Raw genomic sequence first — 23,324 nt, forward strand, 5'->3', positions numbered from 1 at the left:
TCCTGTTCGTGGACCCTTCTCCACGCGTCCCCTCACCCCGGAGCCACCAGGCGAAGGGAAGGCAAGGGCGTGTTCACCGGAATCGTCGAGGAACTCGGCGAGGTCGTCTCCATCCAGGCCGCGGGCACCACGGGTGAGGCCGTACTGCTCACCGTCCGAGGCCCCCTGGTCAGCTCGGACGCCGCACACGGTGACTCCATCGCGGTCAACGGCGTGTGCCTGACCGTCGTCGACCGGGGTGAGGGCACCTTCACCGCCGACGTCATGAAGGAGTCGCTGGACCGCTCCAGCCTCGGCGGCCTGGCCCCGGGCTCCCGGGTCAACCTCGAACGCGCCGCCCGCGCCGACGGCCGCCTGGGCGGCCACATCGTCCAGGGCCACGTCGACGGCACCGCCGCCCTGGTCTCCCGGAATCCCGGCGACAACTGGGACGTTCTGCGTTTCGGGCTGCCCGCCCACCTGTCGCCGTACGTGGTCGAGAAGGGCTCGATCACCGTCGACGGCACCAGCCTCACCGTCTCCGCGGTCAGCGAGCCCGGGGCCGATGATGAGTTCTTCGAGGTCAGCCTCATTCCGGAGACGCTTCGGGCGACCACTCTGGGCGCTCTGGCCACCGGTGCCACCGTGAACATCGAGGTGGACGTCATCGCCAAGTACGTCGAGCGCATCACCGCCGTGGCGGCGGTCCGCCCGAGGGCGTGAGCGCCCGAGCACGGCACGAGGGGGCGGACCCGCGCGGGCGGGCCGCCGCCCGTCACACCACCCACATCCACGACCCATCCAGGGAGCGGCCATGACCGTCACCGAGCCCACCCCGGCCACGACACCGACCGACCAGGCCGTCGTCCTCGACACGATCGAGGAGGCCGTCGCCGAGTTCGCCGCGGGGCGGGCCATCGTGGTGGTGGACGACGAGGACCGCGAGAACGAGGGCGACATCATCTTCGCCGCCGAGCTCGCCACGCCCGAACTCCTGGCGTTCACGATCCGCCACACCTCCGGCGTGGTGTGCGTCCCCCTGGAGGGCCAGGACCTGGACCGCCTCGACCTGCCGCTGATGACCGCGCGCAACGAGGAGAGCCTGCGCACCGCCTACACGGTGACCGTGGACGCGCGCGAGGGCGTCACCACGGGCATCTCCGCCGCCGACCGGGCCCGCACCATCCGTCTGCTGGCCGCGCGGGACAGCGGCCCCGCCGACTTCGTGCGCCCCGGCCACGTCCTGCCGCTGCGCGCCCGCCCGGGCGGCGTGCTGGCCCGGCGCGGCCACACCGAGGCCTCCGTCGACTTCGCCCGCCTGGCCGGTCTGCGTCCCGCGGGCGTGCTCGCCGAGGTCGTCAACGACGACGGCACCATGGCCCGTCTGCCCCAGCTGCGGGCGTTCGCCGACGAGCACGGCCTCAAGCTGGTCTCGGTCGAGCAGCTCGCCGCCCACCGTGAGGCGCTGGGGGAGGCGCTCACCGAGGCCGAGGCCCACCCGCCGCTGGTCACCCGCGCGGTCCAGACGCGCCTGCCCAACAGGTACGGCCAGTGGCGTGCGTTCGGGTACCGGGGCACCGCCGACGGGGCCGAGCACGTCGCGCTGGTGTACGGGGACCTGACCGACGGCACCGACGTCCTGGCGCGCCTGCACTCGGAGTGCCTCACCGGCGACGCGTTCGGCTCCCACCGCTGCGACTGCGGCGCCCAGCTGGACTCCGCCATGGCCGACATCGCCGAGGAGGGGCGCGGGGTGCTCGTCTACCTGGGCGGTCACGAGGGCCGGGGGATCGGTCTGCTGCACAAGCTGAGCGCCTACAGCCTCCAGGACCAGGGGGCGGACACCGTGGACGCCAACCTGCGCCTGGGTCTGCCCGCCGACGCGCGCGAGTTCGGCGCCGGGGCGCAGATCCTGGCGGACCTGGGGGTGTCGTCGGTGCGCCTGTTGAGCAACAACCCCGCCAAGGCGGAGGGGCTGGAGCAGCACGGGGTGCGGGTCAAGGAGCGGGTGGCGATGCCCTCCTTCGTCACCGAGGAGAACATCGACTACCTGCGCACCAAGCGCGACCGCATGGGCCACGACCTGACCGGCGTCTCCCGCTGACACCGGTCTCGCGGCGCGGCCGACCGGCCGCTTCGCGTTCGGCGCCCCCCGCGGGCCGGGGCGGTGGCCGCCCCGGCGGCGGCCCGGGGCCCGCACAGTTCGTTCGGAGAGGAAGCAGGAGCCCATGAGTGGTGAAGGACGCCCCGACAGCAGCGGTGTCGACGCCTCGGGGATGTCGGTGGGCATCGTCGTGACCCGTTGGAACGCGGGCGTGGTCCAGCCGATGCTCACCAGAGCCCTGGATGTGGTGAGGTCCTCGGGTGCGGCCGAGCCCGTCGTGGTGGAGGTGGCCGGGGCGGTCGAGATTCCGGTGGTCGCCCAGGAGCTGGCCCGCAAGCACGACGCCGTGATCGCCCTGGGCGCGGTCGTGCGCGGGGGCACACCGCACTTCGACTACGTGTGCCAGTCGGTCACCCACGGCCTGACCGAGGTGGCGCTGCGCCATTCCACCCCCGTGGGCAACGGCGTGCTCACCTGTGACACCCTGGAACAGGCGCTCGACCGCGCCGGACTGCCGGGGAGCGCCGAGGACAAGGGCGCCGAGGCCGCGCTGGCCGCCCTGGACACGGCGGCGGTCCTGCGCGGGCTGCGCCGCTGATCCGGTCCGGTGGCGCGCACGGTGACGGTGGTGGGCCGTCCGCGCACGCGGGCGGTCGAAGAGGTGTCGCGCGCGGGTTCCGATCCGGCGGGTGGCCGCCGGGCGGTTCGTGGCGGGCGGTGCGCGCCGCGGGTCCTGGCGGGTCCGCCCGACGGTACGGCGTCGCGGGACGCGGCCCGGCGGCGTGCCGGGGCCGCGGCGGACACGGTCCAGAAGTGGAGCAGTTGGTGCGGACGAGGGAACAGCCCGTGGACGGCGAGGAGACGGGGCAGACGGTGCTGCCCAGGACGTGGCGGCCCCGGTCGGTGCGGTGGGTCGCCTACGGCCTGGCGCTGCTGATCGTGGCGACCCTGGCGGTCCTGGCGGCGATCCTGCCGGGCAGCTGGGGGGTCATGGACCGGGTTCTGATGGTGGGCCTGGGCCTGGCCATCGCGGCCGCCCTGCACCTGCTGGCCCGGCCGCGGCTGGTGGCGGCCGAGGAGGGTGTGACGGTGGTCAACAGCATCCGCACCCACGTGCTGTCCTGGGCGGAGGTCGTGGACGTGCGGATGCCCGAGGGCGAGCCCTGGCCCTCGGCGGACCTGTCCGACGGCACGACCCTGGCGGTGATGGCCATCCAGAGCTCCGACGGCGAGTCCGCCCGGCGCGCCATGGAGGAGTTCCGCGCGCTGCTGCACGAGCGCGGCGAGGGCCGCGAGCCCGACCGCTCGTAGGAACCTCCCGAGGGAGCCGCCGAATTCCTGAGGATCGGTGGCTCCCGAGTGTTGTGCGGGGCACATAGTTTGGTACCGAGAGCCACCGACGGAACGTGGAAGAGGTACCGCGTGCGCGACATTCGAGCGGCCGTGTCCGACCTGTACGCGTCGGGCGAGACGTTCGCGCTGGCCACCGTGATCGACACCTACAAGAGCGCTCCCCGCGACGCCGGGGCGGCGATGCTGGTCAGCGCCTCCGGGGAGGCGGTCGGCAGCGTGTCCGGCGGCTGCGTGGAGGGCGCGGTCTACGAGGAGGCCCTGGAGGTCATCCGCACGGGGGTCCCCGTGCGCCGCACCTACGGGGTCAGCGACGACGACGCCTTCAGCGTGGGCCTGACCTGCGGCGGGACGCTGCACATGTTCGTGGAGCCGATCAGCCGGTCCTCCTACCCCCAGCTGGGCTCGGTGATCGGCGCGGTCGACGAGCACCAGCCGGTCGCCGTGGCCACCATCGTCTCCGACCCCTCCGGTCAGGGGCGGGTGGGGCGGCGCCGGGTGGTCTGGCCCGGCCACGCCGAGGGGGACCTGGGCAGCGACAGGCTGGCCGACGCCCTGGACGACGACGTGCGCGGCATGCTGGCCCAGGGCAGCACGGGCCTGCTGCGCTACGGCGCGGACGGGCAGCGGCGCGGGGACGAGCTGGAGGTGTTCGTGCAGTCCTTCGCGCCCGCGCCGCGCATGCTGGTGTTCGGCGCGATCGACTTCGCGGCGGCCGTCGCGGACCTGGGCACCTATCTGGGCTACCGGGTGACGGTGTGCGACGCCCGGCCGGTGTTCGCGACCGCCAAGCGCTTCCCCACCGCCGAGGAGGTGGTGGTCAAGTGGCCGCACGTGTTCCTGGACGAGATCGCCGACCAGATCGACGAGCGCACGGCCATCTGCGTGCTCACCCACGACCCCAAGTTCGACGTGCCGGTGCTCAGCGCTGCGCTGCGCACCCGTGCCGGGTACATCGGCGCGATGGGGTCCCGGCGCACGCACGAGGACCGGTTGGAGCGGCTGCGCGAGGCCGGGGTGGGCGAGGCGGAGCTGGCGCGCCTGCACTCGCCGATCGGTCTGGACCTGGGGGCGCGTACCCCGGAGGAGACGGCGGTCTCGATCGCCGCGGAGCTGGTGCAGGTGCGGTGGGGCGGCAGCGGGCGGGCCCTGCGCGAGACCAGTGGCCGGATCCACCACGACGCGTCGGGTAAACCCCTGGTTCCGGCCGGATTCGGCCACCGTGTGAAGTGAACCGAAACCCGTCGGGCCGCGGAGTGCCTGGTCACGGCGGGTTGGTGGGGGCGGTCGCGGAACAGGGTGGGACGGGCTGTGCCAGGTCGCCCATCTCGCGCGCCCGTGCGTGGCATCATCACGTCATGGGTACTGGGGGGCAGGAGCAGGGCGGGGAGCGCACGTGTACGGGCCCGGTGGCGGGCCTGCTGTTGGCCGCGGGTTCGGGGAGCAGACTCGGGCGGCCCAAGGCGCTGGTCGAGGTGGGCGGCGAACGCCTGGTGGACCGCGGCGTGCGCACGTTGACCGCGGGCGGCTGCGCCCCGGTCATGGTGGTGCTGGGCGCCGCCGACACCCCGGTGCGCGGTGCCCACACGGTGCACAACCCCGACTGGCGGACCGGTATGGGGTCCTCGGTGCGTGCCGGGATCGACGCCCTGCCCGACACGGTCGACGCGGTGCTGATCGCGCTGGCCGACCAGCCCCTGGTCACCCCCGAGGCGGTGCGCCGCCTGGTGGAGGCGCACGAGCAGGGCGCCCGCGCCGCGGTGGCCACCTACCGAGGCAACCAGCGCAACCCCGTGCTGCTGGGCCGCGAGCACTGGTCGACGGCCTACGCCATGGCCGTGCACGACGTGGGGGCGCGCCCGTTCCTGCGCGCGTACTCCCATCTGGTCACCGCCGTGCCCTGCGACGACATCGCCAGCCCGGAGGACATCGACACGGTGGAGGACCTGGAGCGGCTCAGCGACGTGCTGGGCCGGGAGCCCTCCGGTTCGGGCTGACCCCCGCCCGGAGCCGTGGGCGTCGGTGGGCCGGGGCTCAGGCCAGGGGCTCGGCGAGGATGCCGAACACGTGCTGGGTCGACTCCCCGGGGGCCAGCACGATCAGGTCGGTGCCGGTGGCCAGCGCGTTGGCCGGGCAGGTCATGGGCTCGGCGGCCAGGTGGGCCCGGTGGTCGTCCCCGCCGAGGGTATCGGCGCTGAACAGCTGCAACCAGCCGAAGCTGGCGTCGCACCACAGCGACACCCGGTGCTCGGGGCCGCTCGCCCGCACCCACGCGCGCCCGTCGGCGTCCCTCTCCAGCTCCGTGAAGGCGGTGTCCAGTACGGTGTCGCCCAGTTGGCGGCCGGGCGTGCGGAAGTCGAAGTCGCCGCCGTCCACGGGGACGGGGTCGCCCACGGGCAGCATCTGCCCGTCCACCGGCTGGCGGGTGCCCGCGGTGACCTCCAGCGCGAACTCCCCGCGCGCGGCCAGGGCGGACAGCGGCTCGCCGAAGGTGAGGTAGGGGTGGAAGCCCAGGCCGAACGGCAGGGGGGAGCCGCCCGGGTTGCGGGCGGTGGTGGCGACCGTCAGTCCGTCGTCGGAGAGCCGGTAGGCGACGGTCATCTCCAGGGGGAAGGGGAAACCGGGTCCGCCCCCGAAGTCCAGCCGCAGTTCGACCGCGTCCTCGGAGACCGACGTCGGCGTCCACGCCCGGTCGTGGACCAGTCCGTGGATGGCGGTGCCGGTGGCCGGGTCGTTGGGTTCGGGACGGTGCTCGACCCCGTCGAAGCGGTAGCCGTGCTCGGTCACGCGGTTGGGCCACGGCGCGAGCACCTGGCCCTGGAAGGCCTTGGGGCCGTCCCCGTCGTAGGGCCAGACCACGTCGCGGCCGCGCCAGGTGAGCGCCCGCAGTCCCGCTCCCGTGCGGTCGACGCGCGCTCGGTACTCTCCCGAGCGCAGCTCGATCACCTCACCCACCTGACACCTGCTTCCCCGTCGTCGCCGTGCGTCCGTGTGCCGAACCGGGCGATCATAGCCCACGCTCCCCGCCGGGGGGACACGACGGGACACGTGACGCGTGCGACGGAAGTTGTTCAGGAGGTTCTGAGGCGGAGCGCGGCGACCGTTGACACCCACAGCATGGCGGTGACGGCTCCGACGGCCAGGGTCAGCGGGCCGTACTGGCCTCCGGTCATCGCCCAGCCGTTTCCGACCAGCAGAGCGGTACCCGCGACACGGGAGGCGGCGGCCGCGCCCCGGTGGCCGGTGCGGCCGTAGTGGTGCCCCAGTACGTAGCAGGCGGCGATCAGCGCGGTGAAGGAGACCGATCCGGCGGCCATGTGGCCGTAGCCGTGCCAGGTGAGCTGCTCGGGCATCCCCGCGGGGGAGCCGACGGGGAAGCCGTCGGCCGGGTCCATGACGAGCAGCCCCGCCGCGATCATGCCGAGGCCGTTGACCAGGACCAGTCGTGGCGCCCACGTGCCGCCGGGAGTATCGCGCATGGATCGGCGCAGCCCGAGGGCTCCGGCGGCGGTCAGGGCGCCCGCGACCAGGAAGTTCGTGATCTGGAGCCAGCCGAGTTCGCCGGTGCTGAGCGCGCTCAGAGGATGCCGGGTCAGGTCGAATCCCTCCCGTGCGGCGGCCTGCGCCAGGGAGACGGCGGCCCACAGGGGTGCCGCGAGGGCCGCGCCGGCGAGCAGCGCGCGGGTGGTGCCCGCGGTGGCGCGGCGGACACGGGGTGCGGTGGCGGTGGTGGCGATCATGGCCGGGGCCTCTCTCGTGTTCTGTGCTTCTCCCTCTCACGTCGCTACGCCAATGTGACAGGGAACGCGGACGTTCCCTGTCACATCACCTCGTTCGACGTGTATCCGAAGGCAACGAAACGAGACGAAGGAGCACGCCGTGCGCTTCCTGATGACCACCCGCCCCACCGAGGACGCCCGCGACGACGAGGGCCTGTACGTCGAGATGGCCGCGTTCGTGGAGGAGCTCACCGCCTCCGGAGTCCTTCTAGCCACCGGGGGGCTGGAGCCCGGCGGCGTCCGGATGGTCTCCGCCGGTGAGGAGATCACCGTGACCGACGGCCCGTTCACCGAGGCCAGGGAGGCCGTGGCCGGGTTCGCCCTGGTCGAGGTCCGCTCCCGTGAGGAGGCCCTCGAGGTCGCCCGCCGCTTCCGCCGCATCGTCGGCGACGGTGAGAGCGTCATCCAGCAGGTCTTCGGTCCCTGACCGGCCGCGGCGCCGGCCGGGTTGCGCACGAGCCCGGCCGGTGCTGTGATCTTCGGTGTGACCGATGTCCACCGCACCGTCGACGCGGTCTGGAAGATGGAGTCGGCGCGGATCGTCGCCTCGCTCACCCGTATCGCGCACGACGTCGGCGCCGCTGAGGAGTGCGCCCAGGACGCCCTCGTCGCCGCCCTTGAGCAGTGGCCGAGTGAGGGGATCCCCGACAACCCCGGCGCCTGGCTCATGACCGCCGCCAAGCGCCGCGTCCTGGACCGCCTGCGCCGGGAGCACCGCCTGGAGAGCAAGCACCAGGAGATCGCCTACGAGCTGGAGCGCGGCCCCGGGGTTCCGCCCGCCCCGGACGACGGCGTCCTGCGCCTACTGTTCGTGACCTGCCATCCGGTCCTGTCCTCTCCGGAGAGGGTCGCGCTGACCCTGCGCCTAGTGGCCGGGCTGACCAACGAGGAGATCGCCCGCGCCTTCCTCACCGGGGAGGGGCGCATCGCCCAGCGCGTGGCGCGGGCCAAACGGCTGCTCGCCGAGGAGGGGGTGGCCTTCGGTCTGCCCGACGGACGGGAGCTGGCCGAACGCCTCTCCTCCGTCCTCGGCGTCATCTACCTCGTCTTCAACGAGGGCTACGCGGCGACCTCGGGCGAGGACCTGATGCGTCCCGGCCTGTGCCTGGAGGCGCTGCGGCTGGGCCGCGCCCTGGCCGAACTGGTGCCGCACGAGGCCGAGGTGCACGGCCTGGTGGCGCTGATGGAGCTCCAGCAGTCCCGGGCCGGGGCCCGGACCGGTCCCTCCGGCGAGATCATCCGACTGCACGAGCAGAACCGGGGCCGCTGGGACCCCCTGCTGGTGCGCCGGGGCTTCGCCGCCATGCTGCGCGCCCGTGACGCGGGCGGCCCGCCCGGTCCCTACGTGCTCCAGGCGGCCATCGCCGTGTGCCACGCCCGGGCCACTCGCGAGCAGGACACCGACTGGGCCCGTATCGCCGCCCTCTACGACCAGTTGGTCGTCCGGCTGCCCACCCCGGTCGTGCGCCTGAACCGGGCGGTGGCGGTCGGTAGGGCCCACGGGCCGGGGGAGGGGCTCGCCCTGGTCGACGAGCTGGCCGAGGACCCGGTCCTGCGCGACTACCACCTGTTGCCCGGCGTGCGAGGCGACATGCTCCTGCGGCTGGGCCGGGCCGCCGAGGCGAGGCGGGAGTTCGAGCGCGCCGCCTTGCTGGTCGAGAACACCGCCGAACGCGCCTTCCTGTCGCGCCGGGCCGAGGAGACCGCGGTCCCCGAGCCGACCGGGCCCGACCTGGGCGCAACGGCCCGGGAGTTCCTGGGCCGCGAGGACCTGGACCCCGAGACGCTGCGCTCCTACGGCCAGACCCTGGACCGGCTGTGCCGTTCGCTGGGGGAGGGGCTGCCCCTGGCCGACCTGACCCCCGAACGGGTGGCGGGCGTGTTCGCCACCGCCTGGGGCGGTGCGGCCCCGCGCACGTGGAACCGGCACCGGTCGACCGTGCGCTCCTTCGGCGCCTGGGCGGGGCTGGAGGATCTCGCGGCGGACCTGGAACGGCGCGGCGAGACCCGCTCCCCGCGCGTGCCGCTCGACCCCGAGACCGTGGCGCGCCTGTGCGACGGGGAGGGTTTCGCGCTTCGCGAGCGCGTGCTGTGGCGGCTGCTGTACGAGTCCGGTGCCCGGGTGAACTCCGTGCTGGCGCTCAACGTGGAGGACCTGGACCTGGAGGACCGCCGTGCGCGGGCGGGCGACGGCTGGGTGGACTGGCGGTCGGGGACCGCCCGGCTGCTGCCCGGGCTCGTGGCCGGCCGCGAGCGGGGGCCGCTCCTTCTGGCCGACCGGCGTCCGGGACCGGCGCGGCGCCCCGCCGCGGCCGACCTGTGCCCGCTGACGGGGCGGGGGCGCCTGTCCTACCCGCGTGCGGAGTACCTGTTCAAGCGGGCCACGCGCTCCCTGGACCCGGCCGGGCGGGGCTACACCCTGAGCAGGCTCCGGCCCTGAGCGCACCCGCGCGCGGCGGGACGGAGGGGGCCGCCCCGTGGTCCCGGTCGGCCCGCTGGGGAGCGTTCCGTGCGGGCTCTCGGATCGGCGAGCGGCCGTCCGGGCCAGTGCCCGCACGGCAGGCTCCTAGGCGAGCAGGCCGTCCAGGGGGATCAGGACCCCCGAGCCCAGCGCCAGCAGGCCCGTGGACAACAGCACCACCACCATGAACAGGGTTCCCACCACGGCCAGACGGAAGGCACCCAGGCGCCGACGGGCCCGCGAGGTGGGCTTCCTGCTGGCCGCCGAGCGGCCCAGCGCCACCAGCAGCACCGACAGCAGCACCGGCAGCCACCACGCCGCGCCCGCGTCGCCGGGCAGCAGGCCGGTGACGGCGCCGGTCAGCTCCGAAAGCCAGCCCAGGACGGCGCCGTTGCTGGCGTCCAGCAGCCCGGTGTAGGCCGAGGTCACGAACTCGCTCTCGGGGTAGAAGCCCTCCTGCGGGCGCACCACGCGGCCCAGCCCGTCCAGGAGCCCGAGCAGCGCCGCGGGGTAGGCGAACCGGCGGCACGCGCCCGCCTTCATCGCCCGCTGGATCTGGCCCATGGTCTTGTCGGCCCGGCGCCTGCGGCGTTCCTGTTCGCGGGGGTCGAGCGAGGGGTCCTGCGGTCCGGCGGGGTTGTAGGGGTGCGGGCCGGTCGGACCCTCCGGGCGGCCGGTCGCGGAGGCCCCGGCGGCGCGCCCGCGGACTCCGGCCGCCTTCTCGCGGACCTGGGACCAGCGTTCACCGGCCGAACCGGCCAGCGACGCCCACCGGTCCTGTCGGCGCGCCCTGCCGTCGGCGCGCTCGCGCTCGGCGACCGCGCCGCCGACCCGTGCCGCCTCGGGCAGCAGGAGCACCGCCGTGATCAGGGCTGCCCGGGTGGCCAGGGCGTCGCGGCCGTTGGCGTCGCGCAGGGCCAGGCGCCGCTGTTCCACCCACCACGGGGCGTGCGGGGCCGCGGTGCGCTGGCGCGGGTGCCAGGACTGGCGGCGCAGCAGCGACCGGCTCCGGGAGGCGGTGTCGGGGAGCAGGACGAGTTCGACCGCCCTGGCCCAGGCGGTGTCGGTCTCGTGGGCGTCTGGGCGCCGGGGCGCGTCGGGGCCCGAGCCGACCAGCTGGTCGACGTTCTCGGACACCTTGCGCATGATCAGGGGCACCTCGTGCTGGACGCGCTCCAGCAGGGCGCACCGCCCCGAACCGCCCGAGCGGCAGGCCGGGTGCGGGCACCAGTGCTGGGCGCCCAGTCCGACCGCGCCCGAGGTCACGGCCTCGCGCACCACCGCGTGGCGGCTGGCGTCGCCGGTGGCCAGGTCCAGCAGTCCGTCGGCGCTGATTTCGTGGCCGCGAAAGCGCGGCGGCATCCCGGGCACGTAGCGGGCGGCCAGAGCGCTGATCGCCACGTGCGCCTGTTCGGGGTGGGCGTCCAGGCCGGTCAGGTAGGCGCGGTCGAAGGTGTAGTCGTTGACCTCGCGGTCCAGCCAGCTGCGCAGCTGCGACCAGTGGGTGCGCAGCCACATGGCGCCGGTCTCGGAGCGGTCGAGCAGGTCGAAGGCCAGGCTCGGCGGGTCCTCGTGGCTGGCTCCGGCGAACTCGATGGGGCGCAGGCGCGTGGCCGCGCGGATCTGCGGGCGCTCGCCCGCCAGCCACTGCACGACCTCGTCGTGGCCCCAGCGGGCCGAGGGCGCGAGCGTGAGCAGGCCGCGGGCCAGCAGGCGCCAGCGCTCGTCGGTGATGGCGGAGATGTCCACCTCGGTGTTGCGGGCGGTCAGCCAGTTGCCGCCGCGCTCGGGGCGGCGTCCGGCCACCAGCTCGTGCACGATCACGCCCAGGGACCACCAGGCCGCGGGCGCCTCGCGGCGGCCCTCGACGACCTCCGGCGCGGCGTAGTCCTCGGTGACCGCCAGTCCGCCGTAGACGCGGCTCATGGTGGCGCGCACGGCGCCGCCGAAGTCGGTGAGCGCCACGACCGGCGGGTCCAGGGAGCGCACGAGCAGGTTCTCGGGCTTGACGTCGGTGTGGTTGTGCTGGAGTTCGTCCTGCCAGTGGTGCAGGCAGTCGGCGACGGCGGAGACCACGGCGCGGGCGCGCTCGTCCGACAGCGGGGCCTGGTCGATGAGCGAGCGCAGCGAGCCGTGGGAGAAGTACTCCTGTGCCTCCCAGGCCAGGTCCTCGCCCCAGGAGCTGGCGGCGGTGCCGTACCCCTGGATGGCGGGGGTGTGCGGCGAGGCGGTGCCGCGGGCGCGCAGGCGGTCGAGGAGTTCGCGGTTGATGTCGTGGCCGGGCCGGTACACCTTGAGCGCGAGTCGGCGTCCGGGGGAGTCGGTGGGTTCGGCCAGGTAGACGACGGCCTCGCCGCCCGCGCCGATGTGGTCGAGCACGCGGTAGCGGCGGCGCAGTTCGGCGGGGACGGCGTAGTCGAGGTCGCTGGCGGGGCCGACCACCACGCGCGAGACCAGGCGGGCCATCCAGTCCAGGAGCGGGCCGAACAGGGTTCGCCACCAGGGCGCGCGGCCGTCGGTGCGGCCGTCGCCCGGGATGGTGCGGGCGGGGCGCGTGCCGGGGGCCGCGGCGGCCGTGCGGGTGGCGTCCGCCTGACCGGCGCCGGGCAGGACGCTGGTGCGGTCCGCGGTCGGGGAGGACACGCGGGTGGGCTCGGTGTCGCCTCCTGGGGCCGTTCCCGGGCGGAACACACGGGTGGCCCAGCGCGTGCGGGCCGCGGGCGTGCGGTCCGCGTCGGGGCCGATGCGTGTGGTGGGCGCGGTGGGTTCGATCCGCTGGGTCGGCGCGTTCTCGTCACCGGGGTCGGGCGTGACCATCGGGGTCGGAGCCATCCTTCGGATAGGCGTTGGTGTCGTGGACCTGCGGGGGAACGAGGTCCCTCCAGGGTAGGTCCGCGCGGCGCGGTTCGCGTGGCGTTCGCGGCACCGGACCCGTGTCCCCCGTCGTTCCCTCCATCCCGTTTGACTCCTCACGGCTCCGTGAAGTTCCACCGAAACCGGGAGTGGGACGGAGGGAGGCGGTCGAGCTTCGTCCGGCACGTTCCCCGGAGGTCGTCCACAGGCGCGGGCCGGGGCTGGCGGGAACGGGTGCCCGTGGGCTTTCCTGGATACAGGGGGCCATCCCTCCCGGCCACCGCGTGCTGCCCTCACACGTGTCCGCGTCCTGTACGCCCCGTGCGCCTCAGTGCTGCCCGCGCGGGGTCACGCCGAGCCTGTCGCAGGCCTCCTGGTACATGCGCACGACCTCGGCGCGGATCTGGGCGCGCTCGGTGAGGGGCCGCGCCCACGGCACGCGCACGGCGTGCTCGGTTCCGTCCACGGTGACCGCGTAGTCGCCGCCGTCGCCGTCCAGGCCCGTCATGCGCGCGGCGGTGGCCTCGGGCCGGCCGCCCAGCGCGCGGCAGATGAGCAGGGTGTCCTCGGGGTGGTCGCCGTTCATGTGGGCGGTGACGGCGGAGACGACCTCGGGGGAGAAGGGGTTGGACGGGGACACGGGACCTCCTGGTCGGCGGGTGGCGCGCACGCGTGACACGAGCGGGGGGAGGGCTGTGCGCCCTCCCCCCGCTGACGATATCCGAGCGGCCCCGAAGGTGATGACGGTGTGTCGTCAAAACTTCCGGGAGACCGTCCCGCCCCGCGTGTTCCCCTGTCCCATGCGGCCCGGAGCCCGCCCGGCCGTCACGGACGTGCTCAGGCCTGGCGGGTGAACTCGGCGTCGATGTCGATGGTGATCTTGTCGCCGACGACCACGCCGCCGCCGTCCATCGGCATCTCGATGTCCACGCCGAACTCCTTGCGGCTGATCTGCGTGGAGGCGGTGAAGCCGGCGCGGTTGAGACCGTAGGGGTCGATGGTGGAGCCGTTGAACTCCAGCGCGATCTCGACGGGGCGGGTGTTGCCCTTGATGGTCAGCTCGCCCTGCAGGACGAAGTCCTCGCCCTTGGCGACTGCGCCGGTGGAGCGGAAGGTGAACTCCGGGTGCTCCTCGACGTTGAAGAAGTCGGCGGAGCGGATGTGGTTGTCGCGGTCGCCGTTGTCGGTGTTGATCGAGCTGGCGTCGATGGTGGCCTCGACGGACGCCTGGGTGGGGTCCTCGGGCACCGTCAGCGTGGCGTCGAACTTCTCGAAGCGCCCGCGGACCTTGCTGACCATCATGTGTCGTACGGAGAAGCCGACGACGCTGTGGGCGGTGTCGATCTTCCAGGTTCCGGACTGGAGTTCCTGCGCTGCCATGGTGTCTCCCTGACGGGTCGGCGGACCCGGGGGCCGGGCCCATTCGCTGAGGTGTAACAAGGCTTCTTAGAAGAATCTTCCTCGGAAGAGGAGTTTAGGCAATGCGAGGCCCTCGTGCAAGGCGTTCCCCCACCACAGTCCACCACGGGCCGACGCGGGGTCCGACGGTGTGGCGGGGCGGGGGTTTCGGACACGCCGCTACGATGGGCCGCATGAACAACGCCGGGTGGCTTGACGTCGGAGAACAGCACGTCTGGCGTGGTTTCCTCAGGATGAACGCCTGGGTCTACGACGAGCTGGAGAAGGACCTGCGCGCCCGTACCGGGCTCTCCCTCATCGAGTACGGCATCCTCGTGCACCTGTCCGAGGCCGAGGGCCGGCGCATGCGCATGCGGGTGCTGGCCGACAGCGTCATCGTGTCCAAGAGCAGGCTCTCCCACCAGGTCGCACGGCTCGAACGCGGCGGCTACGTGCACCGGGAGCACTGCGACGACGACCGCCGCGGGCTGTGGGCCGTGCTCAGCGAGAAGGGCTCCCTCCTCCTGGAACAGGCCGCGCCCGGCCACGCCGAGCGCGTGCGCTCGCTGATCTTCGACCGCCTCAGCGAGGAGCAGGTCGCCCAGCTCGGCTCGATCATCGGCGCGCTGGAGGAGGGCGGGGCCGCCCGGCGGGGGTGAGGGCCGCGCCCGCCCCGCCCGCGGACCCGACCGTTTCGTGTGTCCGAATCCGCCGAAGACGGACCGGGCCCGGATCCGGGCGCGCGTCGCCCGGCCCGCGCCGCTTCGGGCGTGCCCGCCACGGGCCCCGCGCCCCACGGGTAGAGTCGGTGCACGTGAGCAGACCATCCATCATCGGCGCCCAGAACTTCCGCGACGACGACGGCAGCGTCGATCCCGAGGTCGAGGCACGCCTGCGCGAACACGCGACGGGCGCCACGGGCGACCGTCAGGTGCTGGCCGCGCTCAGCGGAACCCGCGTGCTCATCCCCGTGGTCGCCGTGGCCACCGAGACCGAGGAGGGCGTCGGCGGGCTCACCAAGGACAAGAACAGCGAGGTCGCCGTCCCGATCATGACCGGCAGGGACGGGCGGCGCGGCATGCTCGCCTTCACCTCCGTGGACGCGGTCCGCCGCTGGCGCCCGGACGCGCGCCCCGTGCCCTTCACCGTCAGGGACGCCTGCCAGGCGGCCCTGGAGGAGGAGGCGGACGCGCTGGTGCTCGACGTGGCCGGCCCCGTGCCTTACACCGTGCAGGGCCCCTTCCTCGGCATGATCGCCGAGACCGGCGCCGTCCCCGAGCCCAAGGACGACCCGCAGGTCCTCGGACTCATCTACCAGGTCACCAAGGGCGAGTTCGGCATCGAGCGCGTCCGCATCCACCCCTCCGAGCGCGGCGAGATCGGCATCCGCCTCGAACTCGACGAGCGCGACGACGAGGTCCTGCGGCGCGTGGCCGAGCGGCTCACCGCCGAACTGCGCCACGTGCTGCCCGGGGGCATCGAACTGAGCGCCGTCGTGCGCGCCCAGCGCGGCGACGCGCCCCCGAGCGGGCCCGGGACCGCCGACAGGGACTGACCCCGTCCCGGTCGCCTCCGGCCGGGCCGCGAGCCCCGCGGCTTCGGACCGCTCCGCGCCTTGGCCCCGTGCCTACGCCGTGCGGGCGTGCGGTGCCGCGGCGTTCGCGGACGGGGAGTTATCCACAGGCCGGACCGGGCGGTGTCGCCGCGGGCCCCGGAAGGGTAGCTTCCCATCATGCCCACCCCCTCGACACTCCTCCTCCACCCGCACCTGTGGACGGCGTCCGTCGCCGTCCTCCTCGCCCTGCTCGGAGTGGTGGTGGGCCAGGTCAACGGCCGCCTCGTCCACCTCTTCGGCCCCGCCGGCCCGCCGCCCGCACCCGCCTCCCGCGGTTCGCTCACGCCCTCCGCCGACCGGCACGTCCAGCCCGCGCGCGACGACGCCACCGCGGTCCCCGACACCGGGGAGGACGTGCACGGCGAGCACCGGCTCCCGCCGGAGGAGGACGACGAGGGCCCGCCGCCGCCCCGCTGCCCCCACTGCCGCGCCGAACTGCGCTTCCTGCGCTGGTTCCCGGCGGTGGAGGCCCGGACGTTCCGAAGACGGGGGGCCTGCCCCCACTGCGAGCAGGTCGTCCGGTCCCACCCCGCGGTCGTCGTCGTGACCGCCGCCCTCTTCGGCTGCGTCGGCCTGTGGGCCACCCTCCAACCCGACTGGTGCCCGTTCGGCGTGCTGGCCGTGCTCTGGCTGACCGCCGTCGGCGTGCCGCTGGCCGTCATCGACCTGCGGGTCATGCGCCTGCCCGACGCCGTCGTCTTCCCCGCCTACCCCGTCGCCGCGGTCCTGATCGGGCTGGCCGTCCTGCTGCCCCCCGAGGGACCCGACGCCGACCGGGCCGTCGGGGCGCTCGTCAGCATGGTCCTGGTCACGGTGCTGTACTGGCTGCTGTGGCGGGTGCACAGCGCGGGGCTGGGCTTCGGCGACGTCAAGCTCTCCGGGCTCACCGCGCTGTACGCGGGGTGGGCTGCGGGGACCCTCGGCGCGCTGGTCGCCGTGTTCTGGGCCTTCGCGGCCTTCTCCCTGGTGGGGATCGTGCTCATGGCGCTGCGGCGGCTCACCCGCAGGGACCCCTTCCCGCTCGGCCCCTTCATGCTCGCCGCCGCGCTGGCCACCGTCCTGGCGGGAGGAGCGCTCTTTCCACAACCCTGAACCCGCGGTGCCACCGCACGGCGATCCGTGAAAGGATCGTGCACATGTTGCGTTGGCTGACCGCGGGGGAGTCCCACGGACCCGCACTCGTCGCGATTCTTGAGGGCCTCCCGGCCGGTGTGTCCGTCACCTCGGACGACATCGCCGCCGCGCTGCTCCGCCGTCGCGCCGGGTACGGACGGGGCGCCCGGATGAAGTTCGAGAAGGACCAGGTCTCCGTCATCGGGGGCATCCGTCACGGCCGCACCCAGGGGGGTCCGGTCGCGATCGAGGTCGGGAACACCGAGTGGCCCAAGTGGGAGAAGGTGATGTCCCCCGACCCGGTGCCCGCCGAGGAGCTGGAGAGCGTGGCGCGCAACGCGCCGCTCACCCGGCCCCGCCCCGGCCACGCCGACCTGGTCGGCATGCAGAAGTACGGCCACGGGGAGTCCCGGCCGATCCTGGAGCGCGCCAGCGCCCGCGAGACCGCCGCCCGCGTCGCGATCGGCGAGGTGGCGCGCCAGTTCTGCCGCCAGGCCCTGGGCGTGGAGATCCTGAGCCACGTGGTGTCCATGGGACCCGTGGCGGTGCCCGAGGACGCCCCGGAGCCGCGCCCGGAGGACCTGGCCGCGATCGACGCCGACCCGCTGCGCTGCTTCGACGCCCAGACCAGCGCCCGCATGGTCGAGGAGGTCGACGACACCAAGAAGTCCGGTGACACCCTCGGCGGAGTGGTCGAGGTGCTGGCCTACGGCCTGCCGCCCGGCCTGGGCAGCCACGTGCACTGGGACCGGCGCCTGGACGCGCGCCTGGCCGGTGCGCTCATGGGCATCCAGGCGATCAAGGGCGTGGAGGTCGGCGACGGCTTCCGCACCGCCGCCCGCCGCGGTTCGGCCGCCCACGACGAGATCGAACCCGGTCCGGACGGCGTGCGCCGCCGCACCAACCGCGCCGGAGGCGTCGAGGGCGGTATGACCACCGGCGACCCGCTGCGCGTGCGCGCGGCCATGAAGCCCATCGCGACGGTGCCCCGGGCGCTGGACACCATCGACATCGAGACCGGCGAGCCCGCGCAGGCCAACCACCAGCGCAGCGACGTCACCGCCGTCCCGGCCGCCGGTGTGGTCGCCGAGGCGATGGTCGCCCTGGTGCTCGCCGAGGCCGCCGTCGAGAAGTTCGGCGGCGACTCGGTCGCCGAGACCGCGCGCAACCTCAGGGGTTACCTGGACGCGCTGACCATCCGCTGACCTTCGATCCCGGCCTCGGCGCGCTTCCGTCCCGTTCACGAACGGGACGGAAGCGGACTGGGAACCGCCCCGGCGCCCCCTGCCGCAACGGTTGTCCACAGGCGCGTCCTCGGGGCTGGCGGGGCGCGAAGGGAAGGGCCACACTGGATTCGGGGGCGCTCGTCGCACTCATGGGCGGCGAAGTCGCCCCCGAATCCGAGCATAGGGGCGGATCGAACGTCCCCACCAGTGCCGCGGCCCGGCCTGTGGACGGCCTCTCCCACCGCTCTCGGGGACCGATTTCCCCTGGAGCATGAGGGCGTCGGTCCGCTGGAGTGGTACGGCGTCGTGGCCGTGCTCTCCCCGCACGCGCGGGGGCGGTTCGCGTCCCCCCCCGGCGAGGGTTCGCGTCCCCCCGGCGAAGCTAAGGTGGGGGGACGGCAAGACCAAGGCCGGGGCAGCACTTCTCAGTGCGCGGTGCCCCGGATTCTCCAGATGGGAAGAGCGTGGCAAAAGCGATCGCGGTGCTCATCGGTTCGCCCGGGTCGGGCAAGTCCACCGTCGGCGAGGCCCTGGCCGGGCGCCTGGGCGCCGACCTGTTGTGCACCGACACCGAGGTCGAGAAGCGCGCGGGCAAGCCCATCGGCGACATCTTCGTCGAGGACGGCGAGGAGCGCTTCCGCGCCCTGGAGCGCGAGGTCGTCGCCGAAGGGCTGCGCGCCTGGGAGGGCGTGATCGCCGTCGGCGGCGGCGCGGTCCTGGACGAGGACACCCAGCGCGACCTGGCCGAGCACCACGTGGTCTACCTCCAGGTGGAGTTCGGCGAGGCCGCCAAGCGCGTGGGCATGGACGTGGCCCGTCCCCTGCTCGCGGGCAACCCCCGCACCCGGCTGCGCCAACTGCTCAACGAGCGCCTGCCCGTCTACGAGCGCCTGGCCAGCGTCACCGTCGAGACGACCGGCTACCACCCCGAAGAGATCGTCGACGCCATCCTGCCCTCGCTGGCCGGACAGGACTCCGGAAAGGCTCAGCAGTGACCGTGACCCGGATCGGTGTGGGCGACTCCGCCGGCCGCTACGACGTGGTGGTCGGCAGCGGGGTCCTCTCCGAACTCCCCTCCCTGGTCGGCGACGCCGCCCAGGTGGCCGTCATCCACCCCCGGAGCCTGGACGGGATCGCCCGTCCCGTGGTCGGCGCGCTGGAGGCCGCCGGTTACCGGGCGCACTCCATGCCCGTCCCGGACGGCGAGGCCGCCAAGACCGCCGCCGTCGCCGCCGACCTGTGGTCCCGGCTCGGGCAGCGGGGCTTCACCCGCAGCGACGCCGTCGTCGGCGTGGGCGGGGGAGCCGCCACCGACCTGGCCGGGTTCGTCGCCGCCACCTGGCTGCGCGGCGTGCGCTCGGTCCTGGTGCCCACCACCCTGCTCGGCATGGTCGACGCCGCCGTCGGTGGCAAGACCGGCATCAACACCCCCGAGGGCAAGAACCTCGTCGGCTCCTTCCACCCCCCGGCCGGGGTCCTGTGCGACCTCGCCACCCTGCCGAGCCTGCCCCGGGCCGACTACATCGGCGGCCTCGCCGAGATCGTCAAGGCCGGGTTCATCGACGACCCCGTCATCTGCGACCTGGTCGAGGACGACCCCGAGGGCGCGGCCGAACCCGAGGGCAGGCACACCCGAGAGCTCATCGAGCGCGCCATCCGGGTCAAGGCCGACGTCGTCTCCGGCGACCTGCGCGAGAGCGGCCGCCGCGAGATCCTCAACTACGGCCACACCCTGGGCCACGCCATCGAGCGCGCCGAGAACTACACCTTCCGGCACGGCTACGCGGTCTCCATCGGCATGGTCTACGCCGCCGAACTCGCCCGCCTGGACGGCCGCGTGGGCGACGACCTGGTCCAGCGCCACCGCTCGCTGCTCTCCTCGGTCGGCCTGCCCGTCTCCTACGCCCCCGAGGCCTGGCCCGAACTGCGCGCCGCCATGAGCGTGGACAAGAAGGCCCGCGGAGCCACCCTGCGCTTCGTCGTCCTGGACGGTCTGGCGCGGCCCACCATCCTCAGCGGCCCCGCGCCCGAACTGCTGGACGAGGCGTACCGCGCGGTCACGGGCGGCACCCAGGTTCCGCGAAGCCACTAGACTGCACACAGGCGACGTGCGCACCGGCGTGCCCGGGAAGCTTCCCGAGGTGCCCGTGCCCGGCCCCACCGAACACAGACCGGGCCCCCGAGGGGGCCGGTCCCCGACGTGTCAAACCCCTTGGAGAGACGACCGAAGTGGCCACGACGAACGACATCAAGAACGGCACGACCCTGCGGCTCGACGGCGGCGTCCTCTGGAACGTCCTGGAGTTCCAGCACGTCAAGCCGGGCAAGGGCGGCGCGTTCGTCCGTACCAAGCTGAAGAACGTCCTCACGGGCAAGATCGTCGACAAGACCTTCAACGCCGGGTCCAAGGTCGAGTTCGCCAACGTCGACCGCCGCGAGATGGAGTACCTCTACCACGACGGCGAGGCCTTCATCTTCATGGACACCAGCACCTACGACCAGATCCCGGTCCCGGAGGCCGTCGTCGGCGACGGCAAGGACTTCCTGCTGGAGAACACCAAGGCCACCGTGGCCACCAACGAGGGCAACCCCCTCTACATCGAGCTGCCCCCCGCCGTCGAGCTGGAGATCACCCAGACCGACCCGGGCGTGCAGGGCGACCGCTCCACCGGCGGCACCAAGCCCGCCACCGTCCAGACCGGCGCCACCATCCAGGTGCCCCTGTTCATCAGCCAAGGCGAGCGCGTCAAGGTCGACACCCGCACGGGTGACTACCTCGGGCGAGTCAACTGATGAGCGGAGCACGGCGCAAGGCACGGCGGCGCGCGGTCGAGGTCCTCTACGAGGCCGAGGTGCGCGCCACCTCGGTGGAGGACGTCATCCGGCGCCGGCGGGCCCAGCCCGAACCGCCGATCAACGACTTCACCGAGAGCCTGGCCCGCTCGGTCGACGAGCGGCGTGAGCGCATCGACGAGCTCCTGGACACCTACGCCATCGGCTGGACCCTGGAGCGCATGCCGGTCGTGGACCGCAACATCCTGCGGATGGGCGCCTACGAACTGCTGTGGGCCGACGACATCCCGGACGGTGTGGCGATCGCCGAGGCGGTCGGCGTGGCCAAGGAGCTGTCCACCGACGAGTCCCCCAACTTCGTCAGCGGACTCCTGTCCAGGCTGATGGAGAACAAGCCGACGCTCTCGCTCTAGGGCGCGACCGGCACCGGCGCGCGGGGGACCGTCGCGGCAACGTGGATTGAGGGAACGCAGGTGACTGACAGGACCAGCGTGGCCGCGGGCGGCGGCCTCGGCGCGAGCGGGGCGACCGGCCCGGGGCGGGCCGCCAACGCGGCCCGGACCGCGGTCGTGTGGGACGCCCTCGTCGGACTGCTGGACCGGCTCGGGGACGGGCCCCTGGAGATCGTCGACGCGGGCGGGGGCACCGGCGGCGCCGCCGTCCCCCTGGCCGAACTCGGCCACCGGGTGACCGTGGTCGAGCCCAGCCCCGACTCGCTCGCGGCCCTGGAGCGCCGCGCCGCGGAGCGGGGGGTGTCCGTGCGCGGGGTCCAGGGGGAGACCCGCGACCTGGCCGCCCTGTTCGCGCCGGCCAGCGCCGACCTCGTCCTGGTGCACAACGTGCTGGAGTACGTGGACGACCCGGCCGCGGCGCTGCACGACGTGGTCGGCATCACCCGCGAGGGCGGCGCGGTGAGCCTGCTGGTCACCAACGCGGTCGCCGGAGCCCTGCACCGCGCGCTGGCCGGACACATCACCGAGGCCCACCACCTGCTCGGCGACCCCGACGGACGCTGGGGCGAGGGCGACCCGATGCCGCGCCGCTTCACCCGCCAGCAGGTCCTGGAGCTGATCGGTCGGGCCGGACTGTCCGGGGAGAGCGTCCGCGGCGTCCGCGCGTTCGCCGACCTCGTGCCCGGGCACGCCTGGGAGGGCGACGCCCACGCCGGGCAGCACCTGGTGGAGCTGGAGAGGGCCGCAGCCGAGCACCCCGAGCTGATCGGCATCGCCACCCAGCTGCACGTCGTCGCGCACCGCGCCTGAACCCCGGTGCCGGGGCCGGGGCGTCCCCGGCACGGCATAACCTGGCTGTATGAGCCGACGCCAACTGGAACGCGGCGCCGCGATGCGGGGCATGGTCTCCCCGGAGGGCATCGCGGCGCTGGACGCGGACTTCCCCGCGGACGGCTCCGGACCGGACGACGACTGCCATATCCTGCACCTGGACATGGACGCCTTCTTCGCGAGCGTCGAACAGCTGCGCCACCCCGAGGCGCGCGGACGCCCGGTCATCGTGGGCGGCACCGGCCCGCGCAGTGTGGTCTCCTCCGCCGACTACCTCGCCCGCGCGCACGGCGTCCACTCGGCCATGCCCATGGCGCGGGCCCTGCGCCTGTGCCCGGACGCCCTGGTCTTCCCGCCCGACGGCCCCGCCTACCGCCAGGCGTCGGAGGCCGTCATGGACATCCTGCGCTCGGTGACGCCGCTGGTGCAGCCGCTCTCCCTGGATGAGGCCTTCCTGGACGTGTCCGGCGCGCGCCGCCGCCTGGGCGGACCGGTGCGCATCGCCGCGATGATCCGCGAGCGGGTGCGCCGGGAACAGCGCCTGACCTGCTCCGTGGGCGTGGCCGCCACCCGCTTCACCGCCAAGCTCGGCTCCACGCACTGCAAGCCCGACGGCCTGCTCCTGGTGCCCACCGCCCACGTGCGCGGCTTCCTGGACCCGCTGCCGGTCGGGGCGCTGCCCGGGGTGGGGGACCGGACCGAGCAGACCCTGGCCCGGCTGGGCGTGCGCACGGTCGGCCAGCTGGCCCGCTACGAGCCGGACCTGCTGCGCATGGAGCTGGGCGACAAGGCCGGGACCCGCCTGGCCGAGCTGTCGCGGGGGGTGGACACCAGCCCGGTCGTGCCCGAGTCCCCGGACAAGAGCATCGGCTCGGAGGAGACCTTCGACGAGGACGTGGCCGACCCCGGGGTGGTGGACCGCGAGCTGCTGAGGCTGGCCGAGAAGGTCGGGCGCCGCCTGAGGGCGTCGGGGCAGGCGGGGCGCACGGTGAGCGTGAAGCTGCGCCGCGGCGACTTCTCCACCATCACCCGGTCGCGGACCCTGGCCGAGGGCACCGACGTGGCCCGCGAGATCAGCGCCGTCGCCCGCGAGCTGTACACCGCCTCCGGATTGAGGGGGGTGCCGCTGCGCCTGGTGGGGGTGAGGGTGGAGGGGGTCGTGCCGGTGGAACAGGTGCACCGCCAGTTGGCACTGGGAGAGGAGGAATCGGGTTGGAGGGATGTTGAACGGGTTATGGATCGCGTAACGGCACGTTTCGGGCCGGGCGCGATACAGTCGGCCGTGTTGGCCAAGCGTGACGAAAACGACGTATGATGCGGCAACTTCCGGGGCCCTCGGAGCGTTCCCCAGGGTAGGACCGGAATGAGGG

23 protein-coding genes are annotated in these 23,324 nt (G+C 73.9%); 18 read left to right on the plus strand and 5 right to left on the minus strand.

Features of this window, described 5'->3' with window-relative positions; genetic code table 11:
- The first annotated feature begins 69 nt into the window (after positions 1-69).
- The 6 genes from ACSTA4_RS08505 to ACSTA4_RS08530 all read left to right on the plus strand — a co-directional run bounded on the left by ACSTA4_RS08505 (position 70) and on the right by ACSTA4_RS08530 (position 5,430).
- Entirely contained in the window at positions 70-702 is a 633-nt protein-coding gene (locus tag ACSTA4_RS08505; protein ID WP_444963069.1) for a riboflavin synthase, read from the plus strand.
- Positions 703-793: 91 nt separating this feature from the next.
- Positions 794-2,083, plus strand: coding sequence for a bifunctional 3,4-dihydroxy-2-butanone-4-phosphate synthase/GTP cyclohydrolase II (locus tag ACSTA4_RS08510; protein ID WP_444963070.1), 1,290 nt, complete (start codon positions 794-796; stop codon positions 2,081-2,083).
- A gap of 124 nt (positions 2,084-2,207) precedes the next feature.
- Positions 2,208-2,681 carry a 6,7-dimethyl-8-ribityllumazine synthase gene (gene ribH / locus ACSTA4_RS08515; protein ID WP_444963071.1) on the plus strand — a complete coding sequence of 158 codons (474 nt, stop codon included), beginning with the start codon at positions 2,208-2,210 and terminating at the stop codon, positions 2,679-2,681.
- Between the two features lie 248 nt (positions 2,682-2,929).
- Positions 2,930-3,394, plus strand: coding sequence for a PH domain-containing protein (locus ACSTA4_RS08520; RefSeq protein ID WP_444964124.1), 465 nt, complete (start codon positions 2,930-2,932; stop codon positions 3,392-3,394).
- A gap of 111 nt (positions 3,395-3,505) precedes the next feature.
- Positions 3,506-4,666, plus strand: a complete 1,161-nt coding sequence (locus ACSTA4_RS08525; protein WP_274976895.1) for an XdhC family protein — start codon at positions 3,506-3,508, stop codon at positions 4,664-4,666.
- A gap of 176 nt (positions 4,667-4,842) precedes the next feature.
- Positions 4,843-5,430: a nucleotidyltransferase family protein gene (locus ACSTA4_RS08530; protein ID WP_212644540.1), complete on the plus strand. Its 588-nt coding sequence runs from the start codon at positions 4,843-4,845 to the stop codon at positions 5,428-5,430.
- 37 nt (positions 5,431-5,467) lie between these two features.
- On the opposite strand, the gene ACSTA4_RS08535 is transcribed toward ACSTA4_RS08530, so the two are convergent.
- Positions 5,468-6,388, minus strand: coding sequence for an aldose 1-epimerase family protein (locus ACSTA4_RS08535; RefSeq protein ID WP_444963072.1), 921 nt, complete (start codon positions 6,386-6,388; stop codon positions 5,468-5,470).
- A 116-nt stretch (positions 6,389-6,504) separates the two neighbouring features.
- Complete coding sequence (locus tag ACSTA4_RS08540; protein WP_444963073.1) at positions 6,505-7,173, minus strand: DUF998 domain-containing protein; 669 nt, start codon at positions 7,171-7,173, stop codon at positions 6,505-6,507.
- A 139-nt stretch (positions 7,174-7,312) separates the two neighbouring features.
- Here ACSTA4_RS08540 and ACSTA4_RS08545 point away from each other — a divergent pair, with 139 nt between their 5' ends.
- On the plus strand, positions 7,313-7,639 hold the full coding sequence (locus ACSTA4_RS08545; RefSeq protein ID WP_444963074.1) for a YciI family protein: 327 nt from the start codon (positions 7,313-7,315) through the stop codon (positions 7,637-7,639).
- Positions 7,640-7,696: 57 nt separating this feature from the next.
- Positions 7,697-9,652 (plus strand): sigma-70 family RNA polymerase sigma factor, encoded by a 1,956-nt coding sequence (locus tag ACSTA4_RS08550; RefSeq protein WP_444963075.1) that lies wholly within the window; start codon positions 7,697-7,699, stop codon positions 9,650-9,652.
- Positions 9,653-9,778: 126 nt separating this feature from the next.
- On the opposite strand, the gene ACSTA4_RS08555 is transcribed toward ACSTA4_RS08550, so the two are convergent.
- The 3 genes from ACSTA4_RS08555 to ACSTA4_RS08565 all read right to left on the minus strand — a co-directional run bounded on the left by ACSTA4_RS08555 (position 9,779) and on the right by ACSTA4_RS08565 (position 13,906).
- A complete protein-coding gene (locus ACSTA4_RS08555) occupies positions 9,779-12,490 on the minus strand; it encodes a protein kinase domain-containing protein (RefSeq protein WP_444964125.1) in 2,712 nt (903 codons plus the stop codon).
- 364 nt (positions 12,491-12,854) lie between these two features.
- Entirely contained in the window at positions 12,855-13,166 is a 312-nt protein-coding gene (locus ACSTA4_RS08560; protein WP_274976900.1) for a DUF2470 domain-containing protein, read from the minus strand.
- Between the two features lie 197 nt (positions 13,167-13,363).
- Positions 13,364-13,906, minus strand: coding sequence for a YceI family protein (locus ACSTA4_RS08565; protein ID WP_212640841.1), 543 nt, complete (start codon positions 13,904-13,906; stop codon positions 13,364-13,366).
- Between the two features lie 203 nt (positions 13,907-14,109).
- On the opposite strand from ACSTA4_RS08565, the gene ACSTA4_RS08570 reads away from it, so the two are divergent.
- The 10 genes from ACSTA4_RS08570 to dinB all read left to right on the plus strand — a co-directional run bounded on the left by ACSTA4_RS08570 (position 14,110) and on the right by dinB (position 23,269).
- Complete coding sequence (locus ACSTA4_RS08570) at positions 14,110-14,583, plus strand: MarR family winged helix-turn-helix transcriptional regulator (protein WP_444963076.1); 474 nt, start codon at positions 14,110-14,112, stop codon at positions 14,581-14,583.
- A gap of 155 nt (positions 14,584-14,738) precedes the next feature.
- Positions 14,739-15,479: an SseB family protein gene (locus tag ACSTA4_RS08575; protein ID WP_444963077.1), complete on the plus strand. Its 741-nt coding sequence runs from the start codon at positions 14,739-14,741 to the stop codon at positions 15,477-15,479.
- A 177-nt stretch (positions 15,480-15,656) separates the two neighbouring features.
- Positions 15,657-16,631: a prepilin peptidase gene (locus ACSTA4_RS08580; RefSeq protein ID WP_444963078.1), complete on the plus strand. Its 975-nt coding sequence runs from the start codon at positions 15,657-15,659 to the stop codon at positions 16,629-16,631.
- Between the two features lie 44 nt (positions 16,632-16,675).
- Positions 16,676-17,857: a chorismate synthase gene (aroC, locus tag ACSTA4_RS08585; RefSeq protein WP_013151927.1), complete on the plus strand. Its 1,182-nt coding sequence runs from the start codon at positions 16,676-16,678 to the stop codon at positions 17,855-17,857.
- A gap of 503 nt (positions 17,858-18,360) precedes the next feature.
- Entirely contained in the window at positions 18,361-18,873 is a 513-nt protein-coding gene (locus ACSTA4_RS08590; RefSeq protein WP_212644538.1) for a shikimate kinase, read from the plus strand.
- A complete protein-coding gene (aroB, locus tag ACSTA4_RS08595) occupies positions 18,870-19,970 on the plus strand; it encodes a 3-dehydroquinate synthase (RefSeq protein WP_444963079.1) in 1,101 nt (366 codons plus the stop codon). Before ACSTA4_RS08590 ends, aroB begins: the two co-directional genes overlap by 4 nt.
- A gap of 137 nt (positions 19,971-20,107) precedes the next feature.
- The gene (gene efp, locus ACSTA4_RS08600; RefSeq protein WP_248774174.1) at positions 20,108-20,671 is read left to right on the plus strand and encodes an elongation factor P; all 564 of its coding nucleotides are present in this window, start codon (positions 20,108-20,110) and stop codon (positions 20,669-20,671) included.
- A complete protein-coding gene (nusB, locus tag ACSTA4_RS08605) occupies positions 20,671-21,084 on the plus strand; it encodes a transcription antitermination factor NusB (RefSeq protein WP_047868770.1) in 414 nt (137 codons plus the stop codon). The genes efp and nusB overlap by 1 nt, the downstream gene beginning before the upstream one ends.
- Before the next feature lie 60 nt (positions 21,085-21,144).
- Positions 21,145-21,933, plus strand: coding sequence for a methyltransferase domain-containing protein (locus ACSTA4_RS08610; RefSeq protein ID WP_248774175.1), 789 nt, complete (start codon positions 21,145-21,147; stop codon positions 21,931-21,933).
- Between the two features lie 82 nt (positions 21,934-22,015).
- A complete protein-coding gene (gene dinB / locus ACSTA4_RS08615; protein WP_444964126.1) occupies positions 22,016-23,269 on the plus strand; it encodes a DNA polymerase IV in 1,254 nt (417 codons plus the stop codon).
- Positions 23,270-23,324 lie beyond the last annotated feature (55 nt).

The sequence above is a fragment of the Nocardiopsis sp. M1B1 genome, assembly GCF_052466615.1.